Source organism: Paenibacillus tepidiphilus (genome assembly GCF_008635795.1).
Lineage (GTDB): Bacteria > Bacillota > Bacilli > Paenibacillales > Paenibacillaceae > Paenibacillus_AQ > Paenibacillus_AQ tepidiphilus.
Genome location: NZ_VWRQ01000002.1, coordinates 388,905 through 412,087, shown reverse-complemented (window position 1 = coordinate 412,087; position 23,183 = coordinate 388,905). Strand labels below are relative to the sequence as shown.

The 23,183-nt window shown below is 54.3% G+C and carries 18 protein-coding genes; 8 read left to right on the top strand and 10 right to left on the bottom strand.

Annotated features, from left to right (window positions below; genetic code table 11):
* Positions 1-119: 119 nt before the first annotated feature.
* The 5 genes from F1379_RS03925 to F1379_RS03905 all read left to right on the top strand — a co-directional run bounded on the left by F1379_RS03925 (position 120) and on the right by F1379_RS03905 (position 8,323).
* Complete coding sequence (locus tag F1379_RS03925) at positions 120-1,424, top strand: replication-associated recombination protein A (protein ID WP_150266539.1); 1,305 nt, start codon at positions 120-122, stop codon at positions 1,422-1,424.
* Positions 1,425-1,443: 19 nt separating this feature from the next.
* Complete coding sequence (gene crcB, locus F1379_RS03920) at positions 1,444-1,848, top strand: fluoride efflux transporter CrcB (protein WP_150266536.1); 405 nt, start codon at positions 1,444-1,446, stop codon at positions 1,846-1,848.
* Complete coding sequence (gene crcB, locus F1379_RS03915; protein ID WP_150266534.1) at positions 1,845-2,198, top strand: fluoride efflux transporter CrcB; 354 nt, start codon at positions 1,845-1,847, stop codon at positions 2,196-2,198. Before crcB (F1379_RS03920) ends, crcB (F1379_RS03915) begins: the two co-directional genes overlap by 4 nt.
* A 408-nt stretch (positions 2,199-2,606) precedes the next feature.
* A complete protein-coding gene (locus F1379_RS03910) occupies positions 2,607-5,294 on the top strand; it encodes a glycoside hydrolase family 9 protein (protein ID WP_338046057.1) in 2,688 nt (895 codons plus the stop codon).
* Positions 5,295-5,377: 83 nt separating this feature from the next.
* Positions 5,378-8,323, top strand: a complete 2,946-nt coding sequence (locus F1379_RS03905) for a glycoside hydrolase family 48 protein (RefSeq protein ID WP_150266700.1) — start codon at positions 5,378-5,380, stop codon at positions 8,321-8,323.
* 183 nt (positions 8,324-8,506) lie between these two features.
* Here F1379_RS03905 and mnmA read toward each other — a convergent pair whose 3' ends face one another.
* Positions 8,507-9,628 carry a tRNA 2-thiouridine(34) synthase MnmA gene (gene mnmA / locus F1379_RS03900; RefSeq protein ID WP_150266530.1) on the bottom strand — a complete coding sequence of 374 codons (1,122 nt, stop codon included), beginning with the start codon at positions 9,626-9,628 and terminating at the stop codon, positions 8,507-8,509.
* A 314-nt stretch (positions 9,629-9,942) separates the two neighbouring features.
* Here mnmA and cymR point away from each other — a divergent pair, with 314 nt between their 5' ends.
* Positions 9,943-10,362: a cysteine metabolism transcriptional regulator CymR gene (gene cymR, locus F1379_RS03895; protein ID WP_150266528.1), complete on the top strand. Its 420-nt coding sequence runs from the start codon at positions 9,943-9,945 to the stop codon at positions 10,360-10,362.
* Positions 10,363-11,322: 960 nt separating this feature from the next.
* Complete coding sequence (locus F1379_RS03890) at positions 11,323-11,580, top strand: GlsB/YeaQ/YmgE family stress response membrane protein (RefSeq protein WP_150266526.1); 258 nt, start codon at positions 11,323-11,325, stop codon at positions 11,578-11,580.
* 179 nt (positions 11,581-11,759) lie between these two features.
* Here the strand turns inward: F1379_RS03890 and F1379_RS03885 are convergent, their stop codons facing one another.
* Positions 11,760-11,951 (bottom strand): hypothetical protein, encoded by a 192-nt coding sequence (locus tag F1379_RS03885; protein WP_150266524.1) that lies wholly within the window; start codon positions 11,949-11,951, stop codon positions 11,760-11,762.
* Positions 11,952-12,106: 155 nt separating this feature from the next.
* Here F1379_RS03885 and F1379_RS29970 point away from each other — a divergent pair, with 155 nt between their 5' ends.
* Positions 12,107-12,277 (top strand): hypothetical protein, encoded by a 171-nt coding sequence (locus F1379_RS29970; RefSeq protein ID WP_203457025.1) that lies wholly within the window; start codon positions 12,107-12,109, stop codon positions 12,275-12,277.
* Between the two features lie 216 nt (positions 12,278-12,493).
* Here F1379_RS29970 and F1379_RS03880 read toward each other — a convergent pair whose 3' ends face one another.
* The 8 genes from F1379_RS03880 to F1379_RS03845 all read right to left on the bottom strand — a co-directional run bounded on the left by F1379_RS03880 (position 12,494) and on the right by F1379_RS03845 (position 23,099).
* Complete coding sequence (locus F1379_RS03880) at positions 12,494-13,510, bottom strand: ABC transporter ATP-binding protein (protein WP_275262106.1); 1,017 nt, start codon at positions 13,508-13,510, stop codon at positions 12,494-12,496.
* Positions 13,507-14,523 carry an ABC transporter ATP-binding protein gene (locus F1379_RS03875; protein WP_150266522.1) on the bottom strand — a complete coding sequence of 339 codons (1,017 nt, stop codon included), beginning with the start codon at positions 14,521-14,523 and terminating at the stop codon, positions 13,507-13,509. Before F1379_RS03875 ends, F1379_RS03880 begins: the two co-directional genes overlap by 4 nt.
* The gene (locus F1379_RS03870) at positions 14,490-15,500 is read right to left on the bottom strand and encodes an ABC transporter permease (RefSeq protein WP_150266520.1); all 1,011 of its coding nucleotides are present in this window, start codon (positions 15,498-15,500) and stop codon (positions 14,490-14,492) included. The genes F1379_RS03875 and F1379_RS03870 overlap by 34 nt, the downstream gene beginning before the upstream one ends.
* Positions 15,497-16,468 (bottom strand): ABC transporter permease, encoded by a 972-nt coding sequence (locus F1379_RS03865; protein WP_150266518.1) that lies wholly within the window; start codon positions 16,466-16,468, stop codon positions 15,497-15,499. Before F1379_RS03865 ends, F1379_RS03870 begins: the two co-directional genes overlap by 4 nt.
* Positions 16,469-16,580: 112 nt before the next feature.
* A complete protein-coding gene (locus F1379_RS03860; protein WP_150266515.1) occupies positions 16,581-18,320 on the bottom strand; it encodes an ABC transporter substrate-binding protein in 1,740 nt (579 codons plus the stop codon).
* Positions 18,321-18,833: 513 nt separating this feature from the next.
* Positions 18,834-19,268, bottom strand: a complete 435-nt coding sequence (locus F1379_RS03855) for a hypothetical protein (protein ID WP_150266513.1) — start codon at positions 19,266-19,268, stop codon at positions 18,834-18,836.
* A gap of 201 nt (positions 19,269-19,469) precedes the next feature.
* Positions 19,470-20,138 carry an SOS response-associated peptidase gene (locus tag F1379_RS03850; RefSeq protein WP_150266511.1) on the bottom strand — a complete coding sequence of 223 codons (669 nt, stop codon included), beginning with the start codon at positions 20,136-20,138 and terminating at the stop codon, positions 19,470-19,472.
* A 105-nt stretch (positions 20,139-20,243) separates the two neighbouring features.
* The gene (locus tag F1379_RS03845) at positions 20,244-23,099 is read right to left on the bottom strand and encodes a glycosyl hydrolase 115 family protein (protein WP_150266509.1); all 2,856 of its coding nucleotides are present in this window, start codon (positions 23,097-23,099) and stop codon (positions 20,244-20,246) included.
* Positions 23,100-23,183: the final 84 nt, after the last annotated feature.

Genomic DNA, 23,183 nt, shown 5'->3' with positions numbered 1-23,183 from the left:
TCCTTCACTTTGAACAAAGAGCATGGCGCCCGCCCGGAAGCGGAGGTCATGCTCTTTTTAATTTGTGGTATGATAGGGGAAGGTGTTTCACGCGAAATACAGATCAAGGAAGTGGAATGATGGATTTATTCTCGTTCGGGCAAGAACAGACCGGCGGCCGCCTGCTGGCGGACCGCATGCGTCCGGAGAGTCTCGATGAATATATCGGACAGGAGCATATTGTCGGCAAGGGCAAGCTGCTGCGCCGGGCAATTGAAGCGGACCAGGTCTCGTCGATCCTGCTATACGGCCCGCCGGGCTGCGGCAAGACGACGCTGGCCCATATTATATCCAAGTCGACGCAAGGGGAGTTCGTGCGGCTGAACGCTGTGGAAGCTTCCGTCAAAGACGTGCGCGAGGTAATTGAGCGCGCGCAGAGCAACAAAGCGCTTTACGGTACGAAGACGATTCTGTTCCTGGACGAGGTGCACCGCTTCAACAGCTCGCGCCAGGATGCGCTGCTGCCTGCGGTCGAGAAGGGCACGATCATCTTTATCGGGGCCACGACGGAGAACCCGTTCCATTATGTGAACGGGGCCTTGATCAGCCGCTCCACGCTGTTCCAGCTGGAGGCGCTGACCAGCGAGCACAGCCTGCTCGCGATGAAGCGGGCCTTGGCCGACGAGCAGCGTGGCCTGGGCTTCATGAAGCTGCAGGCGGACGAGGACGCCCTGCAGCATATCGCCGCCATGGCGAACGGCGATATCCGCCGCGCGCTGAACGCGCTGGAGCTGGCGGCGATGACCACGTCGCCGGAGCCGGACGGCAGCGTGCATATTACGCTGGAGGTGGCGGAGGAGTCGATCCGCCGGCCGACGGTCAAGGCCGACGAGTCCACGCAGTACGACGTGCTCTCGGCCTTCCACAAGAGCATCCGCGGCTCCAGCGATGCGGCGCTGTTCTGGTTCCTGTATGCCGTCGAGAAGCTCGGCATGGACCCGATGACCTTCATCCGCCGCCTGATCGCCGCCAGCAGCGAGGACATCGGCCTGGCCAATCCGCAGGCGATGGTACAGGCGGTCAGCGCACTGGAGGCATACCGCAACAACGGCTGGCCGGAGGCCAAGCTGAATATCGCCCAGGCGATTCTGTTTGCGGTGGAGAGCCCGAAATCAAATGCGGTCGTTATGGCGATTGACAACGCCATGAATACGATGGAGGAGCTGCGTTCGGCGGAGGTGCCGCTGCATCTGCGCGACGCCCATTATAAAGGGGCGGTGAAGCTGGGGCATGAAGGGTACCAGTATCCGCATAACTTTCCGGGGCATTATGTGAAGCAGGACTACCTGCCCAAGGAAATTGCGCGCCGCGTATTCTACCAGGCGACCGAACAGGGTAATGAGGCCAAGATCCGCCATAATCAGGAGCTGCGCCGCAAGCAGTAGCGGCTGGGAGACGATAAGGATGAACAATCTCGTTTATATTGCGCTGGGTGCTTTTGCCGGCGCCATATGCCGTTATGGCATAACACTCGCGTTGCCTGTGCAGGAGAGTGGATTTCCCCTGGCAATTCTGCTGATTAACTTCCTCGGCTGCCTGTTTCTCGGCTGGTTCTTCACGCGGAGCTCCGGCGCGGCTAAGTTCCCGCCGCAGCTGCGGCTGATGATCGGCACTGGCTTTACCGGTACCTTCACCACCTTCTCTTCATTTACCGTTGATACGGTGAAGCTGCTGGAATCGGGGAACGGAGGCATTGCGTTGCTGTACCTTGGCTTCAGCATCTTCGGCGGCCTGGCCCTCAGCTGGCTTGGAGTTCTGCTGGGCGGATATGCCGCGAAGGGCAAGGGCAGGGGAGGAGATGCAGCATGATCTGGTGGGTAGGGGCAGGCGGGGTGCTCGGAGCAATCAGCCGCTACGGACTCGGCCAATATATCGGCAGGAAGACCGGGGGACGGTTTCCCTGGGGAACGCTGCTGATCAATGTCGCCGGTTCTTTGCTGCTGGGAATGCTGGCCGGAGCCAAAGGCCACCTGCCGGAGGCGGTGTATTATTTTGGCGGAACCGGCTTCTGCGGCGGCTTTACGACATTCTCGACCTTCGGGTATGAGACCATGCAGCTGCTGGAGCGGAAGCAAAAGGGCGGTGCCCTGCTGTATGTGCTGGGATCGGCAGTGCTTGGGCTGGCCGCTGCCTGGGCAGGGTTGGCTTTGTTCAGATAGCTGCTATCATCCATAGATTATAGAGTGCGTACTAAACGCCGTTTTTGTCCGAAGAGGAGCTTTCCTTTTTTGGCAAAAGCGGCGTTTTTTAGGCGGGCTGCAGGCAGAAAACTCGGATTCTCACGAAATACTTACAAAACTTTCTATATTTTATAGAAATTTTACTATATTCGTATAGAATTTTTGTTCGGTATATGGTATATATTTACATAGGATGAAAAACATCCTAGAATATCAGAAAGCGGGGTGGAGCTATTCCAATTAAAAGTATCCTGAGGCGGAAAATATCGCTTGGGGAGGTTTGGTTGTCGGAAAGGTAGTTAAGCACTGGGAAATCTATGTAACGGAAGGAGAAAGGCTAAAATGGGCAAAAGGATCAAAAGAAATTCAGCGTTATCCTTGAGTTTAATGTTAGCGGTTACATTAACAGGTGCTATAAATCATCCCACAGTGAGTAAAGCCGCGGCGGCCGACCAGAATTATGCCGAGGCACTGCAGAAATCGATTTATTTCTATGAGACCCAGCGTTCAGGCGATCTTCCGGCTAATAACCGGGTACAGTGGCGGGGAGATTCCGCGCTGCAGGACGGGGCTGATGTCGGGCATGATTTAACGGGCGGCTGGTATGATGCGGGAGATCATGTCAAGTTCGGATTCCCGATGGCTTATACAGCGACCATGCTTGCCTGGTCAGTATACGAGTATAAGGATGGTTATGTTCAGGCCGGACAGTATGAGGAGATTCTGGACAATATCCGCTGGGCGACGGATTATTTCATTAAAGCCCATACCGCTCCCAATGAGCTGTGGGGGCAGGTCGGCAACGGAACGGCGGATCATAACTGGTGGGGTCCGGCGGAAGTGATGCAGATGGCCCGCCCGGCCTACAAGATTGATGCAACCCATCCCGGTTCCGATCTGGCCGGGGAGACAGCTGCGGCGCTGGCATCGGCGGCAATTATCTTCCGGGATTCGGACCCCGCATACGCGGACAAGCTTCTATTGCACGCCAAGCAGTTGTATTCCTTCGCCGATACGTACCGCGGCAACTATTCCGACAGCATTACCGACGTCAAGCAATTCTATAATTCATGGAGCGGCTATGCCGATGAGTTGAGCTGGGGCGGCATCTGGCTGTATCTGGCCACCGGTGAGCAGGCTTATCTTGACAAGGCAGTAGCGGCCAGCGATTTATGGGGCAAGAACCAGTCGGGCTTGTGGGACTATAAATGGACACAATCCTGGGATGACAAGCATTACGGTGCCCAACTGCTGCTGGCCCGGCTTACCGGCGACAGCAAATTCGTCCAATCGACGGAGCGTAACATGCAGTTCTGGACCACCGGCGTCAGCGGATCGGGTGAACGGGTAACATATACGCCGGGCGGGCTCGCCCATCTGGACCAATGGGGGGCGCTGCGCTATTCTGCCAACCAGGCGTTCCTGGCCTTCGTCTATTCAGACTGGGTCAGTGACTCTGCCAAGAGTACTGCGGCACGTACCTTTGCCGAGAAACAGATCGGTTATATGCTGGGCGACAATCCGCGGAACAGCAGTTATGTGATCGGATACGGCAATAACTCGCCGCAGCATCCGCATCACCGCACTTCGCATGGTTCCTGGGCGGACAGCCAGACAGTGCCGGCCAACCACCGCCACATTCTCTACGGCGCGCTGGTAGGCGGACCTTCCGCAACCGATGCTTATACCGATTCGATTGGCGATTATGTCTCCAATGAAGTTGCAACCGATTACAACTCAGCCTTCACCGGAGCCCTGGCCAAAATGATGCTGCTGCACGGACAGGGAGACCAGCCGCTCGCGAACTTCCCGGCAGCGGAAACGCCGGAGGATGAAATGTTCGTCGAAGCTTCCGTCAATGCCAGCGGCAGCAATTTCGTGGAAATCCGCGCGCTGCTCAACAACCGCACGGGTTGGCCGGCACGCGCCAGCAAGACGATGTCCTTCAATTATTATCTGGACATCAGCGAAGCGGTCGCCGCCGGATACGGTCCGGAGGATATTACCGTTACCGCAGGCGGTTACAACCAGGGCGCAACGGTATCGGCGCTTCAGCCCTATGATGCCGCGAACCATATTTATTACACCAAAGTGGATTTCACCGGTACCAATATTTATCCCGGCGGTCAATCCGCTTACCGTAAGGAAGTTCAGTTCCGGATCGCCGGACCGCTGAACACAACCTTCTGGAACAATGCCAATGACTTCTCCTTCCAGGGAGTATCCACCGGCGCGTCCTCGCCGGCCAAGACACCGTATATTCCGGTATTCGATGCGGGAGTCAAGGTGTTTGGCGAGCTGCCGTCCGGCGGCAATCCGGGTGAACCGCAGGTGCCCGGGCGGCCTGCAGGGCTTGCAGCCGTTGCAGGCGACGGCAAGGTCAGTCTGAGCTGGAACGCAGTCAGCGGCGCAAGCAGCTACAGCGTCAAGCGTTCCACGACCAGCGGAGGACCATATACGGTGCTGTCCACGGTAACAAGTCCCTTGTACACCGACAACACTGTAGTTAATGGAACAACCTATTATTACGTCATTACTGCGTCTAACAGCGTAGGAGAAAGCGTTGCATCCGTTCAAGTCAGCGCGGTGCCTGCGGATACGCCGGATCCGGTCATCGGGGATCTGCGTGTGGAATACCGCACGAACGATACCAATCCGGCGGATAATCAGATGCGTCCGCTCTTCCGGATTGTGAATACGGGCAGCACCACAGTACCGCTCAGCGGCCTCAAGCTCCGTTACTACTTCACGGTAGACGGTGACAAGGCGCAGCAGTTCCATAGCGATTACGCCGTGGTGGGCAGCGGCAATGTCAGCGGCACCTTTGTGAAGGTGGACCCTGCCAAGACCGGGGCCGACTACTATCTGGAAATCTCCTTCAGTGCAGCGGCCGGAAGTCTGGCTCCGGGAGCAAGCAGCGGCGAGATTCAGACGCGTACCAACAAGAGCGACTGGAGTAACTATAACGAGAGCAATGATTATTCCTACAGCGCGGCACAAACCGCATACGGTGAATGGACGAAGGTGACCTTGTACCGCGATGGCGCACTTGTCTGGGGTATTGAGCCTCAATAAAACCTATATTGGAAAGGAGCATGCCGATAATGAAAAGATTAAAAGCTGTTAAGAAATCAAAAATGATAAAAAAGCCGGCTACGATGCTGATGTCCTCCCTTCTGGCCCTCGCGCTTTCTACCGGAGGAGTGGCGTATAGCCCTCAAACGGTCAATGCCGCCGCAGCTTCGACGGAGGCGACAAGATTCCTGACCTTGTACGAGCAATTGAAAAACCCGGCGAACGGTTATTTCTCTGCGGAGGGCATTCCCTACCATGCGGTAGAGACCTTGATGAGCGAGGCTCCGGACTATGGGCATATGACGACCTCAGAGGCTTACAGCTACTGGATGTGGCTTGAGGTTCTGTACGGCTACCATACCGGAGACTGGAGCAAGCTGGAAGCCGCCTGGGATAACATGGAGAAGTATATTATCCCGATTGATGAGGGTGACGGCAAACAGGAGCAGCCGACCATGAGCTACTACAATCCGAACAGTCCGGCCACCTACGCATCAGAATATAACCAGCCTGACAAATACCCGAGCCAGCTCGGCGGCCAGTATGCCGCAGGCAAAGATCCGCTCGACAGCGAGCTGAAGGCTGCTTACGGCAATAACCAGACGTATCTGATGCACTGGCTCGTGGACGTGGATAACTGGTACGGCTTCGGCAATCTGCTGAATCCGACCCATACCGCCGCTTATGTCAACACCTTCCAGCGCGGTGAGCAAGAATCCGTATGGGAAGCCGTTCCGCATCCGTCCCAGGACGACAAGAGCTTCGGCAAGACCGGCGAAGGCTTCATGACCCTGTTCACGAAGGAAGCTAATGTCCCGGCAGCCCAGTGGCGGTATACCAACGCGACAGATGCTGATGCGCGGGCAGTGCAGGCAATGTATTGGGCCCAGGAGCTGGGCTACAACAATACCGTTTATCTGAACAAAGCCAAGAAGATGGGCGACTATCTGCGTTACGGGATGTACGACAAGTATTTCCAGAAGGTCGGCAGTGCGGCGGATGGTACACCGAATGCAGGGACGGGGAAGGATTCCAATCAGTATCTGCTCGCCTGGTATACGGCTTGGGGCGGCGGTCTGGGCACTACGGGCAACTGGGCCTGGAGAATTGGCGCAAGCCATGCGCATCAGGGCTATCAGAATGTAGTGGCTGCCTATGCGCTGTCTGAAGGCGGTCTGGTGCCGGCATCGGCCACCGCAGGCACCGACTGGGCTAACTCACTGAAGCGGCAGCTGGAGTTCTACACCTGGCTGCAGTCTGATGAGGGCGCGATTGCAGGCGGAGCCACCAACAGCTATGACGGAGCATACAAGGCGTATCCGGCCGGTACAAGCACCTTCTACGGCATGGCTTACGATGATGCCCCGGTCTATCATGATCCGCCGTCCAACAACTGGTTCGGCATGCAGGCCTGGAGCGTGGAACGTGTAGCCGAGCTGTACTATATCCTGGCAGCCAGCGGTGACACGACCTCCGAGAATTTCCGGATGGCCAAGCAGGTGGTAGAGAACTGGGTGGATTGGTCCACCGATTACGCCTTTGCCGGCAAGCGGCCGGTGAGCGATGCCGACGGCTACTACCTGAACAGCCAGGGCAGCCGTATCCTCGGCGGAGACAATCCGCAGGTGGCCACCGTATCGGCTCCCGGCGAGTTCTGGATTCCGGGCAATGTGGAGTGGTCCGGCCAGCCGGATACCTGGACCAGCTTCGCAGCAAGCGACGGCAACAGCAACTTGAAAGCCGTCACCAAGAGTCCAAGCCAGGATGCCGGCGTGCTCGGTAGCTACATCAAGGCGCTGACCTTCTTCGCTGCAGGTACCCGCGCCGAGACCGGCAGCTACACAACGCTGGGCGCCCAGGCCCAAACCCTGGCGAAATCCATGCTGGATAACGCTTGGGGCTATAATGACGGCATCGGCATCACGACGACCGAAGCCCGCGGGGACTACTTCCGTTACTTCACAAAGGAAGTCTATTTCCCGGCAGGCTGGACCGGAACCTTCGGCCAAGGCAATACGATTCCGGGCAGCAACACGGTAGCCTCCGATCCGGCCAAGGGCGGAAACGGCGTCTATGCCAGCTACACGGATATCCGCCCGGATATTACGAATGATCCGAGCTGGTCGTATCTGCTGAACAAATACAATACATCCTATAACAAGACCACGAAGACCTGGGAGAACGGAGCGCCGGAATTCAAGTATCACCGCTTCTGGGCCCAGGTGGACATGGCCACAGCCTATGCTGAGTATGACCGCTTGATCAACAACGGCGGACCGGTCGAGCCAGCCGCTCCCAAAGCGCCGTCCAAGCCGGCCGCAACTGCCGGTGACAAGCTGGTGACGCTGAGCTGGAATAACGTTTCCGGTGCAGCCAGCTATACGGTGAAACGCGCAACCGTAAGCGGGGGGCCTTACACGGATGTTGCCACTGTAACGCAGGCGGCATACAGCGACAGCAGCGTGGTGAACGGAACGACCTACTACTATGTGGTCAGTGCGGCCAACAGCGTGGGCAGCAGCCCGAATTCGCCGGAGGTCAGCGCCAAGCCGGCAGCCGTGGTCGTCCCGGCCGGTAATCTCGCCGTCCAATACAAGACCAACGACACCAGTCCGGGCGACAACCAAATCCGTCCGCAACTGCGTATCGTCAATAACGGAACCACTGCAGTGGACCTGAAAAATGTAAAACTGCGGTATTACTACACCATTGACGGTGAAAAGGCGCAGCAATTTAACGTCGACTATGCAACCCTCGGCAGCGGCAATGTGCAGGGCAGCTTTGTGAAGCTGACACCTGGGGTCAGCGGTGCCGACCATTATGTGGAAATTTCCTTTACAGCGGCGGCAGGCAGCCTTGCTCCCGGTGCGAACACCGGCGAAATCCAGCTCCGCTTCAACAAGTCGGACTGGAGCAATTATAATGAAACCGGTGATTACTCCTATGACGCAACGAAGAGCGCTTATGCCGACTGGAACAAGGTCACACTGTACCTGAACGGCAGCTTGGCTTGGGGTATCGAGCCGTAAGCGGCTCCGGTCTGAACCGGCGCTGAGCTGAGCTTAGCTTAGCGCCCGGAGGCGGCAGCGCTTGTCTGCAGGCTTCGCGCCACGCATAAACACAAAACAAAACCTCCTGTCCGGGATATCTCCGGGCAGGAGGTTTTGCATTGATGCTGATGTTGAAACCATGCCTTACGCCGAAGGCTGCTGTTAACCCTGCGGCAGCGGCACGAGCTTCTCCGCGTATTCGATAGTTCCGCCGCCCAGGCATTCGTCTCCCTGGTAGAAGACAACGGCTTGTCCCGGTGTGATCGCTTTCTGCTGTACGTCAAAGGCCACATGCACGGTTCCGTCTTCCCGGGCCGTCAAGGTTACACCCTGGTCAGGCTGGCGGTAGCGGAATTTGGCCGTGCATTTCAGCGGTTCATTGCCGAGCGAACCGCCGGCTGTCCAGGAAATGCCGGAGGCAACCAGGCCGGTGGAGTAGAGGCTCGGGTGCTTGTCGCCCTGGACCACATACAGGATGTTGCGCTCCAGGTCTTTCTCGGCCACAAACCATGGCTCACCGGTACCGGAGCCGCCGATGCCCAGCCCTTGGCGCTGACCCAGTGTATAGTACATCAGGCCGTCATGGCGGCCTTTGACCTCACCGGTGGCGATATCAATCATCTCGCCCGACTTGGCGGGCAGATAATTGCTGAGGAATTCGCGGAAATTGCGTTCACCGATGAAGCATACGCCGGTGCTGTCTTTTTTCTTCGCCGTATACAGTCCGGCTTCCTCGGCAATGCGGCGGACCTCCGGCTTCGGCAGGTGCCCGATCGGGAACATCGCTTTCGAGAGCTGGTACTGGTTCAGCGCATTCAGGAAATAGGTCTGGTCTTTATTGTTGTCCACACCGCGCAGCAGCTTGTACACACCGTCCTCCTGAATTACCCGGGCGTAATGACCGGTAGCGACATAATCGGCACCGAGCTGCAGCGCTTTGTTCAGGAATTCACCGAACTTAATCTCACGGTTGCACATCACATCCGGATTTGGCGTCCGGCCCGCCTTATATTCATCGAGGAAATAGGAAAAGACTTTATCATAGTATTCCTTCTCGAAATTAACGGTATAGTAAGGAATATCGATTTGCTCGCAAACGCGGCGCACATCTTCGGCATCGGTCTCGGCCGTGCATACACCGAACTCGTCGGTATCGTCCCAATTCTTCATGAAGATACCAATGACGTCATAGCCCTGCTGCTTCAGCAGAAGCGCCGTAACGGAGGAATCCACGCCTCCGGACATGCCGACGACGACGCGTGTATCCTGAACTGCTTTGGTCATCGTTTTATCACCATTTTCTATGCCAAAATACCGGTTCTCCAAACAGAGCATCCGGCTCAAACCATATTATATCATACCTGTCTACCCATAGAGGTCTAAGCGAACCCTCAGGAGCGGTTATCGGCAGAAATCGTAACCTTTTGTCCACCGGGGGTGAACATTCGGACAAAAAATTATGTTTTCCGCTCCAAAATTGGCGGGGGATATGTTAACATAAACTAAGAGCAAATATCGGAATAGGGTGATATCGCTACAGCTTATTTTCCCCAATCCCTGACATTTATAGCCACAACTAAACCGAAAGAGGTGCCCCTTTGAAAATATCGACAAAAGGACGTTACGGATTAACCATTATGATGGAGCTTGCGCTGAAATTCGGCGAAGGCCCTACCTCATTGAAGAGCATCGCCGAGAAAAACGGCTTGTCCGAGCATTATCTGGAGCAGTTGATTGCTCCTCTGCGCAATGCAGGACTCGTGAAGAGTATCCGCGGCGCGTACGGCGGCTACATTCTGTCCCGCGAAGCCGGTACCATTACTGCCGGTGACATTATCCGCGTGCTGGAAGGCCCGATCTCGCCGGTTGATTTCACCGAAGAAGACGACCCGGCCAAGCGCGACCTGTGGCTGCGCATCCGCGACAGCATCGCCGAGGTGCTGGACTCCACGACGCTGCTCGACCTGATCAATTACAAAGAAGAGTCACATGTAGACAATTACATGTTCTATATTTAACGGTTGATTTCAGGTTCAGTATGAACTAAAGATAACGAATAATAACCAGAAGATAGTGGTGAGCAGGAACCTGCACAACTGAAAAAACTCGTCCTTCTCAAGAAATGGGGTGGACGAGTTTTTTTCTCGCCGGTTTTTCCATCAATTTTTTATTCTTGATACAGACTAGTACCTTGACCGCATCAAATTGTAGCTATGCACCATCTATTTGCGAGTAAGGCTGGGGACGTCGGTACCTACATCCCTTTCCCGTGAACAGGCCGACAAACAGCACAGTCCGGCTAATCAATCCTATTGTAGGCGAAAAATCGACCACAATGTCTTGCCGTGGAGGAAAACATACCCATTGTAGTCGAAAAACCGACCACAATGGGCTAGCGTGAAGGTAAATAGAGCAAACGTAGGCGAAAAATCGACCATAATCCACAAACCAAGCGAACCGAACGAAAAGCAGGACAGTACCTTAAAGTTTACATATTAGCTCCTTTGCAGGGTTAGTGGAAAATCGCCATCTAATTTCACCTGTACGTTAGTGTTTACATCGCCGAATTGGCTGCATAGAACGGCTCCAGCAAGAAGTGCTTTATAACAGAGCATGCTCGAGGGGAATTAAGCACTTATACCCTGGAATTTGAATTGGTCGAGGTACTAAGCGACTCTTCTCTAAAATAGCCACCGAAGGTTCCGGCACCTCTCTGGTGCCATACTGCCTGCTTTTAATCGTATTTTTCAGCTGGATCCTCTCGGGAAATTATTGGAGGTTCGTCTGATTCTCTCTTTTTTAGGCGGGCGCGGCAGATACCCAACTCGCACTTGCAGAGCTGTATGAGCTGGTCCTGGCCGGTCAACTGCAACCGGAAGTACCCATGGAGGGTGAGTAAAGAGATAAGATTATAGCCTGCGTTCACCTATCCTAATTTCCCACATACCTTGAATAAACCACTCGAAGGGGGAAGAGCAATGTATCTGCTATGGGTAATCATTGTCGGGGGCATTATCGGCTGGTTAAGCGGAAATCTGATTGGCCGTGATGTTCCAGGTGGCGTGCTGGGAAATGTGATTGCCGGGTTCATCGGTTCCTGGCTTGGCACTGAGCTGCTGGGACCAAGAGGTCCTGTTGTAGGCGGCTTTCATATCATTCCGGCCATTGTCGGGTCTATCGTTGCTTTGCTGATATTTTTCGCCCTGGCCCGCAGCGGCGCTTTCCGGCGACGTTAATCCTTCCAGTGGCTCTAGCTGCAAAGCCTTCAAAGAGTCCCTCCTTAAAGCCGAGGAGGGATGTTTATACAAATTTTAAAACACCTTTAAATCGTCAAATCCGGCGTTTCGGATGTACTTGAGATATGAAGCTCGAAAGTGACGGCGACAGCACTGCGGACTGCCATCACGAAGAGGATTTATTTATAGACATAAGAAATATATTCGATGGTCTCCTTAGCAATAGTTATTAATCCGAATCCGGTATCTAACTCTATGAAGTTGTAATCATACCCGTATCCTAACCAGCCTGCGAATATTTCACCACTAATAACTTGAATTTTGACTGGCTCTTGTTTAATAATGGCTTCTTCAATTAAATTATTGTCCATATGATTCCACCACCAAATAGATATATTTGTAAGTATCATTAAACGAATATCGTGAAAATAATCTGAATAAATAGATATTTATGGAAAATAATTTTGAATATTGCACCAGGTAGACTATAATTATTACTATACAATTCTTTGCAGGAGGGGAATGATTGGACAATCAGGAGCTGAAAATTCAGGAGCTGGAAGAACGGGTCTCGAACTTGGAGAAGACAACGGGCCATGGTCCGCGGAAATTCATATGGATCACACTAAGCATCATTCTTGGATTATCAGTGATATTAATGCTGATAGGAGTTCTCCAGTTCGTGTCTAATGGCTAAAACAATTTATTACATTTACCGGATATTCCCTTAACAAACGCATGTTAGTCTAGACATATCCCCAGCATGTATGTAACGCATACGTTCATGAACCTCTTGGCCCTGCCGGTTATCCGGCGGGGTTCTTTTTTGCCGGCAGATGTTGGTCCTACGTAAAAAAAGCAACCCCTGTCCAGTATAGGACAGAGGCTGTTTCTTAAAGCTGCGCCGGGCGTCTCAGCCCAGCGGATAATGGCAGGCCGCCCAGCGTCCGGGGGCCTTTTGCTCCAGCGGCGGCTCCTCCCGCCGGCATTTGTCCTGCACGAACGGGCAGCGTGTATGGAAGCGGCAGCCGGCAGGCGGGTTGGCCGGTGAAGGCACATCGCCCTGCAGGACGATCCGTTCCTGCTTGCGCCGCACGCTCGGCTTCGGAATGGCCGAGAGCAAAGCGGCGGAGTAAGGATGCAGCGGTGCGGCGAATAAGGCCTCGGTCTCTGCGACCTCCACGAGCTTGCCCAGATACATTACGCCGACACGGTCGGAGATATGGCGGACGACGTTGAGGCCGTGCGCGATAAAAAGAAAGGTAAGGCCCAGCTCCCGCTGCAGCTTCATCAGCAGGTTGATCACCTGAGACTGTACGGACACGTCAAGCGCGGAGACCGCTTCATCGGCAACGATGAACTGCGGATTCAGGGCAATCGCCCGGGCGATGCCGATCCGCTGGCGCTGACCGCCGGAGAATTCATGCGGATAGCGGTTTCTGCGGCTGGCATCAAGCCCGACCAGCTCCATCAGCTCCACGACACGGGCATCAATCTCTTTCCCGGACATGTTGCGGTGAATGCGCAGCGGCTCCCCGATAATGTCCTTGACGAGGAAGCGCGGATTCAGCGAACCGAACGGGTCCTGGAATATGATCTGCATCTCTTCGCGCAGCTTGCGCAGCTCCTGCTGGCTGATGGCATGAATGTTGCGCCCGCCATACAGCACTTGACCGTCGGTTGCACTCTGCAGCCGCAGAAGCACGCGCCCGAAGGTGGACTTGCCGCAGCCGGATTCACCGACGAGGCCGAAGGTCTCCCCTTTACGGATGGCCAGATTGACACCATCAACGGCCTTGACCTGGCCGACGGTGCGGTTGAAGAGGCCCTTGGTGATAGGGAAATATTTTGTAATATTCTTAGCTTCCACCAGAATTTCATCCGGCGAAACAAGACGTTGATCCGCGATAGCGGCCGGCTCCTTCATCATCGCTTCCCACCTCGCTCGTTAGTGCCGCTCCAGACCGGCTTATCTTCAAACAGCCAGCAGGCTGCCCGGTGCTGCCCGGAGATAAGGAAATCCGGTGGCTCCTGACTGCGGCAGATGTCCATGGCATGCGGGCAACGCGGATGAAACCGGCAGCCGGATGGAAGCTGGCCAAGCGGAGGAATGGTACCCCGGATTGTATACAGCTCGCCGCCCCGTTCGCCTTCGAATCCGGGAATGGACTGCAGCAAGCCTACTGTGTACGGATGGCTTGGCTGGTCGAAGATGTCTATGGCGCTGCCCTCCTCGACAATGGCTCCGGCATACATGACGGCGATCCGGTCGGCCATCTCGGCGGCCACTCCCATATCATGGGTGATGAGGAGTATGGACATGCCAAGCTCCTCCTGAAGGTTGCGCAGCAGGTCAAGAATCTGCGCCTGTACGGTCACGTCCAGCGCCGTTGTTGGCTCGTCAGCAATCAGCAGCTCCGGCCTGCAGGCCAGGGCAATGGCGATGACCACCCGCTGGCACATCCCTCCGGATAATTCATGGGGATATTGCTTGGCCCGGATCTCCGGGGCGGGAATACCGACCAGCCGCAGCAGCTCGATCGCCTGTTTCATTGCTTCCCCCGGGCTTTTCTCCTGATGCAGCCGCAGGCTCTCGGCAATTTGCTCACCGACGGTGAAGACGGGATTTAGGGAGGACATGGGGTCCTGGAAGATCATCGCGATCCGGTCACCCCGGATACTGCGCATTTCCTCTTGCTTCTTGGCGGTGAGATCCTCTCCGTGGAAATGGATGCCGCCATCCAGAATCATGCCTCCGGCATATTCAATCAGCCGCATAATGGCAAGTGAGGTGACGCTTTTGCCGCTGCCGGATTCGCCGACCAGGCATACCGTCTGGCCTTTGCCGATGGATATGGAGATTTCGTCCGTTGCTTTAACGAGCCCGTGTTCTGTGGCAAAGCCGGCGGTCAGTTTTCGGATTTCGAGTAGGTTTTCCGCCATTTGTCGAGCCTCCTCCGGGATTTGATGCCTTGCTGTCTGGGATCTAACGCATCCCGTATGCCATCGCCGATAAAGTTGACGGCCAGAACCACAACGAGAATGCAAAGGCCTGGATACAGTGCCTGTAGGGGATCAATGAGCATAAACTCCTGAGCGTTGCTGAGCATGAGTCCCCAGCTGGTAGCTGGTGCCTGAATGCCGAGTCCAAGATAGGACAAGGCCGATTCGCTCAGAATCGCGCCGCCGACCATAAGAGTGGCATTGACGATAATCGGAAAGCTTGCATTGCGCAGCAAATGCCGGAAAATAATATCCCAGTTTGATACGCCAATCGCTTTGGCGGCTTCGACATACTGCATTTCACGCAGCTGCAGAAAGTTTCCGCGCACCAGCCGGGCGATGCTCATCCAGCTGGTCAGCGCCAGAATCAGAATCATATATTTGATCTGCGTTCCAAAGATCGCCATCACGAGAATATTCAGAAACAGGGTGGGTACGGAACTCATGACATCGACAATCCGCATAAATACAGTATCTACCCAGCCGCCAAAATAGCCGGAAATCGCTCCGATTACCGATCCAATCACTACAGAGGCGAGTGCAACCGAGAAACCGATAAGCAAGGAAATACGTGCACTGTACAGCAGGCGGGCGAAGATATCGCGGCCCAGTTCATCCGTCCCCAGCAGATGATCCGTGGCACCAGGACCCAGATTGGCGTTCATCAAATCGATGGCTGCCGGATCATAAGGGGTCAGAAGAGGCGCGAGAAAGGCAATTATGATAAAAAAGAGCAATACGATCAATCCGCCCATGGCGAACGGATTACGGGAAAACTTCTTCCACAGCATGACCCAGGGTCCAGGAGGGCGTTTGACAACAGAATCCGCCGGCGGCACAGGCTTCGGGTCGAGCGGAGCCGGGCCGGTGCTTTGGCTGGACAGGGCTCCGGAAAGTCCGGTATTATCGATGCTCATGCAGTTTTCCCCCCTTGCTTGCCCAGCTTCACGCGGGGATCGACGACAGAGTAGAGAATATCGGCGAGCAGATTGCCAATGACAACCATAACCGCTGTGACAATCGTAATGGCCATCAGAACCGAGTATTCACGGGATATGGCCATTTCGACGTACCAGCGGCCCATGCCGGGCCAGTTGAATACGTTTTCGGTCAGAACGGCGCCGCCGACGAGAATCGGCAGATCCATACCCAAAAGCGTAATGATCGGGATCAGGGCATTGCGCAGCGCATGGCGGAATACGACCTTGCGTTCTACGACTCCCTTGGCGCGTGCGGTACGGATATAATCCTGATCCAGCACCTCCAGCATGCTGGCCCGTGCATATTTCATATAGGAAGCCAGGAAGCCGAGAGACAGCACCGTGACAGGCAGCACCAGATGCATGAACAAATCGCCGATCTCCCCTTCATGTCCCCGCGAATACATATCAGACAACGGGAACCAGTCCAGCTTGAGTGAGAAATACTGCTGGAGCATGATACCGAACCAGAAGGTAGGCATGGCGAAACCGAGATATGAAATAAAGGAGGCCGTCTGATCCGAAAGCCCGTACACCTTGGTGCTGTTGTAGATTCCCCAAGGAATGGCAATCAGGATGGAGACCAGCCAGGCCGAGCCCATCAGAATGAAGGTCTTGCCGATTCGGGGCCATATAAGCTCGCCAATAGGGAGATGATTTTTGAATGTATACCCCAGATCCCCCTGCAGCAAACCACCGACCCATTTGAGGTATTGCACAGGCAACGGCTTGTCGAGTCCGAGATTCTTAGCCTGCTGTTCCATGACTTCAGGGGTAAGCCCTGGTGAAAGCATCATCTGGGTAGGACCGCCGGGGGCGGCATGAATCAGTAAAAAGGTAACGATGGTTATCAAAAAAATGACCACTACAGACTGCGCAATTCGACGGATCAGATATTCTGTCATGGATGCTCCTCCTAGAGATTAAAAGGGGAATGATATCCCCACTTGGAAACAAAAGGAGAAGGAGAAAGAGAAACTCTTTCCCCTCCGCAATTTCATTTTCCTGAATCCGTGTCTAGTCTGTTACCCACCATTTGATAGCGTGGAAATACTGGCCGTAGCCGAGCGATGGTTCCGGAGCATCTTCTTCCGCCCATTGTACTCTAGGACCGGTGCCAATGGCTGTTCCGTACTGGTACATGAAGATATATGGCAGGTCAGTGGAAATTTCCTTACCCAGTTCCTTGTAGACAGCCTTGCGCTCTTCCTGATTTACAGTGGAATAGCCGTCTACCCAAAGCTGGTCGAGCTTCTCGTTCTTATACCAGCCGGTATTTTGTCCGGCCGGCGGGAAGTACTTGGAGGAGTAAATGCTTTCAGCATCAGGGTCCGGATTGTTAAGCGACCAGGACAGCAAGATCGCCTGGTATTTACCTGTGTTGACGTTGTTTTCAATCCAGGCGGCGAAGTCAATGGCTTTCGGAGTGACTTCAATGCCGACTTCCTTCAGGTTCTGCTGGATAACTGCTGCTACCTGTTCGCGGCGGCTGTTGCCGGCATTGTACTGCAGCTCGAAGGAGAAGCGGTGGCCGTCTTTGGCCAGAATGCCGTCAGTGCCGGCTACCCAGCCGTCCTCGGCCAGCAGCTTCTTGGCAGTTTCAGCATTGTAGTCATAGTTAACGGCGGCTTCGCCCGGATCAGCCCAGGTGTCAGGCAGGAAAGGCGCGTTCATCAGGGCGCCGACGCCCTTGAGAATGTTGTCAACCATTCCTTGACGGTTTAATGCATGTGCAATGGCTTGACGGGTCTTCTGGCCTTCGAACAATCCGAAGTTACCTTCAAAGTTCTTAGGGTCGAAATTGAAGCCCAGGTACTCATAAATAGGTCCCGGTTTGTCGATAACGGCAATGGAATCATCGGCTTTGACTGCTTCTACCTGTGTTACCGGAATTGCACCAACCTGGTCAACATCGCCTTTGAGCAGTGCCTGAATCTCAGTGTTCTGGTCGGCGTAGATTTTGTAGACGATCTGGGCGATATGCGGTTTAACTTCGCCCCAATAGTTCGAGTCTACATCCAGCGTGTGGCCTTCGCCTTGCTTCCATTCTGTCCATTTCCAAGGACCGCTTGTTACCGTCTTGGCCGGGTCTGTTCCGAAGCCGCTCTTGGCGATTTCAGCCGGAGCAACATCCTTCAGTACATGCTCAGGCACGATTGCCTGGCAAAGGGAATATAAGAACGGTGCGTAAACTTGCTTCATCGTGAACTTGACGGTCTGGTCATCCACTTTCTCAACCGATTTAACCTTGTCGTATTGGCTGATCAGCGGGGAGCCTGTTTCCGGAATTATTGCAGTCTGTACGGTATAGATAACGTCGTCGGCCGTAATGGCTTCGCCGTCGGTCCATTTAATGTTATCTTTCAATTTAACGGTGTAAGTAAGGCCGTCTTCGGAGATTTCCGGTAAATCCGCTGCCAGCGACCAAGGTTCAGCTACTACGTTGCCTGCGCGGTCCAGGTCATACAAGCTGGCAAAAATAAACTGGGCAACATCGCCCGAACTGGTGTCACCAATCAAGAGCGGATTGAGATTGACAATATCAGAGAAGGTACTGAAGACGATAGTGCCGCCGTCAACCGGGCCGTCTGCGGCCGGTTCAGCACTGGCAGGAGCCTCGCTGGTGGTGGGAGCTTCAGTGCTTTCCGCCGTAGCGTTAGGGGTATTTGCATTGTTGTTGCTGCTGCAGCCTGTAAATAAGATTCCGATTAATGAAACGATGAGTAAGATCGACCACCAATTTCTCTTTTTCGCCATTCCTGTTACTCCTCCTTTTTACGGTTAGGGAAATGAGTATTACCGGAGATTGGGCCTGGAGGCGTTAATCTATGATGTCTTCCAATCTGATGTTCCACGTGCTGTGAAGAACCTGTAAGCTTAGTTCCAACCCCCTCGATAATAAATGCCAATACTGTAATTGGGCCTTTAAACATCAGGAGAGTCGCGTCTGCCGAATGCCGGCTCCAAATGACCGACGGTCAATTCAGGAGAAGACGCGGCTCCCGATTGGGAGGCTCACCCTGTACATTTAAATTATGGTTTATCATACATGTGAATAAATATTACGTCAATATATTATTGTCCTTTTTTTGGGCTGTTTTTTGTCGGTTCTGATATGTAAAGACTTTCATTTTAATAGGGTGTCAGATAGTAAAATTCTATTGGATATATAAAATGTATTTATATGGTTGTTATATTTGATGACTTTTGCCCAAAAATAGCTCCCTTGGCAGTGACGCCGGTACGGGAGCTGTTAAAATATTCATATGCTTATCCGGCCACGGCTATACCGCTGAAGCTGCGCGCTCCAAGGTCCGCATTGCGGATTGCCGACACTACGGCAGTGTATTGGATTTGACCTGCCAGTACATCGGCTGCGGGCGGATAATCGACGGCAGTAATGTTCACCAGTTCATTAACATTGCTCTGTTCATTAATGTCACCCGGATACACGGTAGAGAAAATGAGCGTGTTGTTGCGATAGATTCCAAAAGTAATATCATTGCTCACAATAACGCTGGGGTAAATCGTCAACCGCACATAAGCGCTCAGGGTAACTCTGACCAAAGAGACATTCCCTGGAGCAATGCCCGTTGTCTGCAGTCCGATATTGCCGAACTGATATCCATTTCGAGCCAGGCTAACGGGCGGTGTATCCATGGTGCTGTCCTGCGACATCCGCATGTCCAGAAATTGAATCGCCACTTGTACTCACCTAACCTTTCATAGAAGATACTGCAATCTATGAACGAGCTTAGTAGACGGACTGTATCCTTGCTGATAACTGGAGCTTTTTAAGGTAAAAATCAACGGAAGGGAAGAAATGAAGAGGGGGCGGTAAAGATCTGGAGGCAGGGAGGGAGCATCTCTTATCTTGAAGTCCGGGTTATAACGGGCCGGAGCTTCTCAAGCCTCCCTGATAAGCTCCTTGTAGTCATTGCGTACCTTGCCGACTTCAGCAGAAACCGGATAGGCCCGCATGAGACGGGCGTCGTAAGGCTGCAGCAGCTTCATCAGCCCAGAGACATCCTGGTTGCCGCGGTCCAGCCAATACGCTTCCGCGCCCTGCGGGAGAATGACCGGCATCCGGTCATGAATATCCATCATCAGGCTGTTGGATTCCGTCGTAATGATGGTGCAGGTACCGAGCCTGTTTCCGTCCGGACCGACCCAGATATCATAAAGACCGGCCAGCGAGAAGACACCCTCGTCTTTCAGCATGATCCGCATCGGCTGCTTGGCGCCGGACAGCGGCTTCCATTCGTAGAATCCGTCAGCGGGAACGATGCAGCGGCGGGAGCCGACGAGCTTGCGGAACGAAGCCTTTTCCAGCAGCGTTTCGGCGCGGGCATTAATCATTTTGCTGCCGATCCGGTCGTCCTTCGCCCACGAAGGGACAAGACCCCAGCGAAGTTCGCCAAGCCGGTTGTGCTTGCCGTCGTGAATAACCGCCGGAATCATCTGCATCGGGGCTACGTTATATCTGGGCTCATAATGGGCGATGGCGGCATCTCCGGTCAGATAATGCAGCATCAGCTCATCCATAGTAACTGTAATGGTATATCTTCCGCACATGGTGCCCCGCCTCCTGTAGTTGTGCTGTTATCTAATGCTTCTTGCTTCAAATTGTAACGAAACCAGCCCGCCGGTTCAACACGGCGGGCGGAAAAGGAGAATATTTCAAACCGGAAGCCGGAAATAGCTTTCCGGCGGACCTAAGTAGCTTGGCTGCAGGCCGCCTGTATCAATAATGATTTTCTGCAGTATTGTAATGGGGTCCACCATCCAGATCCGGAGAGTGTGATAACCGGCTTCCGCCAGCTCACAGTCTACAGAAGCCGTACGGATATTGTAAATCACGCTTTGCTCCCACTCCTCCGCTTCGGTGGATACTTCCTCGCCGGGATACAGTGCTGCTGCGATAGCGGCCGGACCGTCGTCGAAGGATATACCTGCCCGCAGGCCCATGCCCGGTACGAAATTCAGAGAGGGGGCAAGCAGCAGCGTGACTGTAACCTTGCCAGGCCGCCGGAGGTAGACCCGGTATTCCAGATGGGGCGAATTCGTCCTGTCCGGACTGTCCGCAGCCGGCAGGTCTGGCGGGAATACAGCAATGGATGACAAGGTGCGCCCATAGTCCGGAATTATCCGCCACTGTGCGCCGCATGCCGGATGCTCTGCGCTATAGTGCTCCGCTTCAATAGAGATGACGCCGCCGCTTTCCATGTGGCCGGTAATTGTCCCGCGCTGCGGAGCAGCCGGATAGTCGAGGACTACACCGATCTGGACGGATGTCCCTTCAGAGCCGAAAATGTTCAGTTCAGCCTCCTCCCGAGCATTTGCCGGCGCCGCCTCCCAGTCAATATCCACCCATACCTTTGTCTGTTCCTGGACTTCACCAACCGACGTGGACAGGATAATCCAAGGAGCGCTGCATTCGATGGTAAAAGTAAAAGAATCTTTCCGTTTATTGAAGATTTCAATGTATCGCTTCTCCCGGCTGTAGACACTGAACTCCGGCAAGCGGCAGGGGGTTCCGTCCGCAGTTGGCCACACCTTTACAGACCCTTCAACCGCGATCCCCATTTCGGAGCCGAGAGGAGTGTGTACTGCTCCCAGCTCAGGCATCTCGTTTACCGGCGGCTGGTTCCAGTAGGTGTACCCGATATGCGTCTGATCCATCATATGCTTCCATTTACCTCCGGCCAGCATATGGTTGTAGTAATGCGTCAGCTCTGCATCAGCTGCGAACAGGCGCTTGGCTGCCGCAGCTTCACTATTGGCTGATGCCCTCCCCTGGTCGGCATACAGCAGGCTGCGTGCTGCCCGCAGGTGCAGCTCCAGCACGACTGCCGAGGCCTTGGCCGGGTACAGCACCAACTGGTAGAAGGCATCCTGCAGTTGGCCGGGCATCTCGTTGTACAGAATCTCCGCCCGGCCCACAATCTCATTATAATCGGCCATTACGGTATCGGCTTCCTTATAGTGAATCAAGCTGTACAGTGAAACGGCATTCAGCAGCTCCGGCTTCAGGCGGCCGTTATACTTGGTATAGCGCAGCAGGATCTCGGCCGCATCTTCCGCATAGGCTTCGCCGAATTGCCTTTTGCTCCATTCCACAGCGTAATCCTTCAGGTTATCTGCCGTATATGCCGGGAAATTCCAGGCCAGCCGCAGAAAAAATTCCAGCGGGAATTCCATCGGCTTCAAATCGCCGACATTAAGCACCCAGATCCGGTCTGCACCAAAGGTATAGGCTTTATGCATCTGCTCCCAAATCTTTGGTAGCGGAACCGTGCAGAGCCATTTATAAGAGCGGGGACCGCCGACATAGTCAAGGTGGTAGTAAATACCTGCGCCTCCGGAGCGGCTGCGTTCCCCGGTTGACGGCACACGCCGCAAATTGCCGTGATTGTCGTCCGACCACAGCAGGGTCACATCATCCGGGACGCTCATGCCGTGGTTATAATAATCCTGAACCTCTTTGTACAAAGCCCACAGCTGCGGGGTATCCGCCGGATCGCGGCCGGTTTCCTGCGAGATAATCGTGCGCTGGTCCTCCACGATCTGCTCCAGCAGCCGGATTTTGCCTTCGAAGGACAAATCTCCGCCCATCGCCTCGTCCCCGTCTCCCCGCATGCCGATTGTAACGATATTCTCGAACGCGGCGCTGCGGCGGATGCCTTCCTCCCAGAAGGGGTACAGATTCTCCTTGTTTACGGCATAATCCCACGGCCCCTTCTTGTGTTTCTTCCAGTCGCCGTGCGGGCGCTGCATCGGTTCATGGTGAGAGGTGCCTATAATGATGCCATACTCATGAGCAGTAGCGGCATTGCGTTCATCGTCTTCATAGAAGGTGTTGTCCCACATGGCGGGCCAGAGGAAATTGGCCTTCAGCCGCAGCAGCAGCTCAAATACCTTCTCATAGAAGGTATGGTCAAAATCGCCGAAATTGTCGCGGACCCAGGCCATAAGCGAGGGCCCTTCATCATTCAGGAAGATGCCTCGGTATTTCACAGAGGGTTCTCCCTGCTTGTAAATACCCGGTATGACATACAAGGCTTCCTGCAAAGGCACCGGGACGTCGGCCCACCAATACCAGGGCGAAACGCCGATTTGCTCGCAAAGCTCGTAAATGCCATAGATGGTGCCCCGCCGGTCGCTGCCGGCAATGACCAGGCATTGTCCGAGTTGCCCGGCAGGAGCGGATATTGTTTGAATGACAAAGCTTTCCCATTTGCCGGCAAGACCGGCTGTGTCAAGCTTTCCGCCAGTGGCAAGCGAATGAAGCAACTGACCGTGGACGGTGCCGATAATGACGAGCGGCCGGAGAGGATCACAATGTTCTTCCAATCGGGAGATCAGCTCCGGCTGAACTCCGGTGACCCTGGCGATGTCCTGCATGAGATCTTTGGCGGCACGCAGAATACCCGGCGGTTCTTCCGGGGCGACCAATATGGCTGCGGCGGCATGGTGATGGACAAGCGGCAAATAGTCAGCTTGTTCCGAATACGTGATAAAATTGGCGGTAAACATTCGTATCCTCCAAGGTTTATTTTTGATGCGTCCGTTATTGTGGCTGCGATGCCCCATCATGCTACCATATCGCTATTCGGCTAC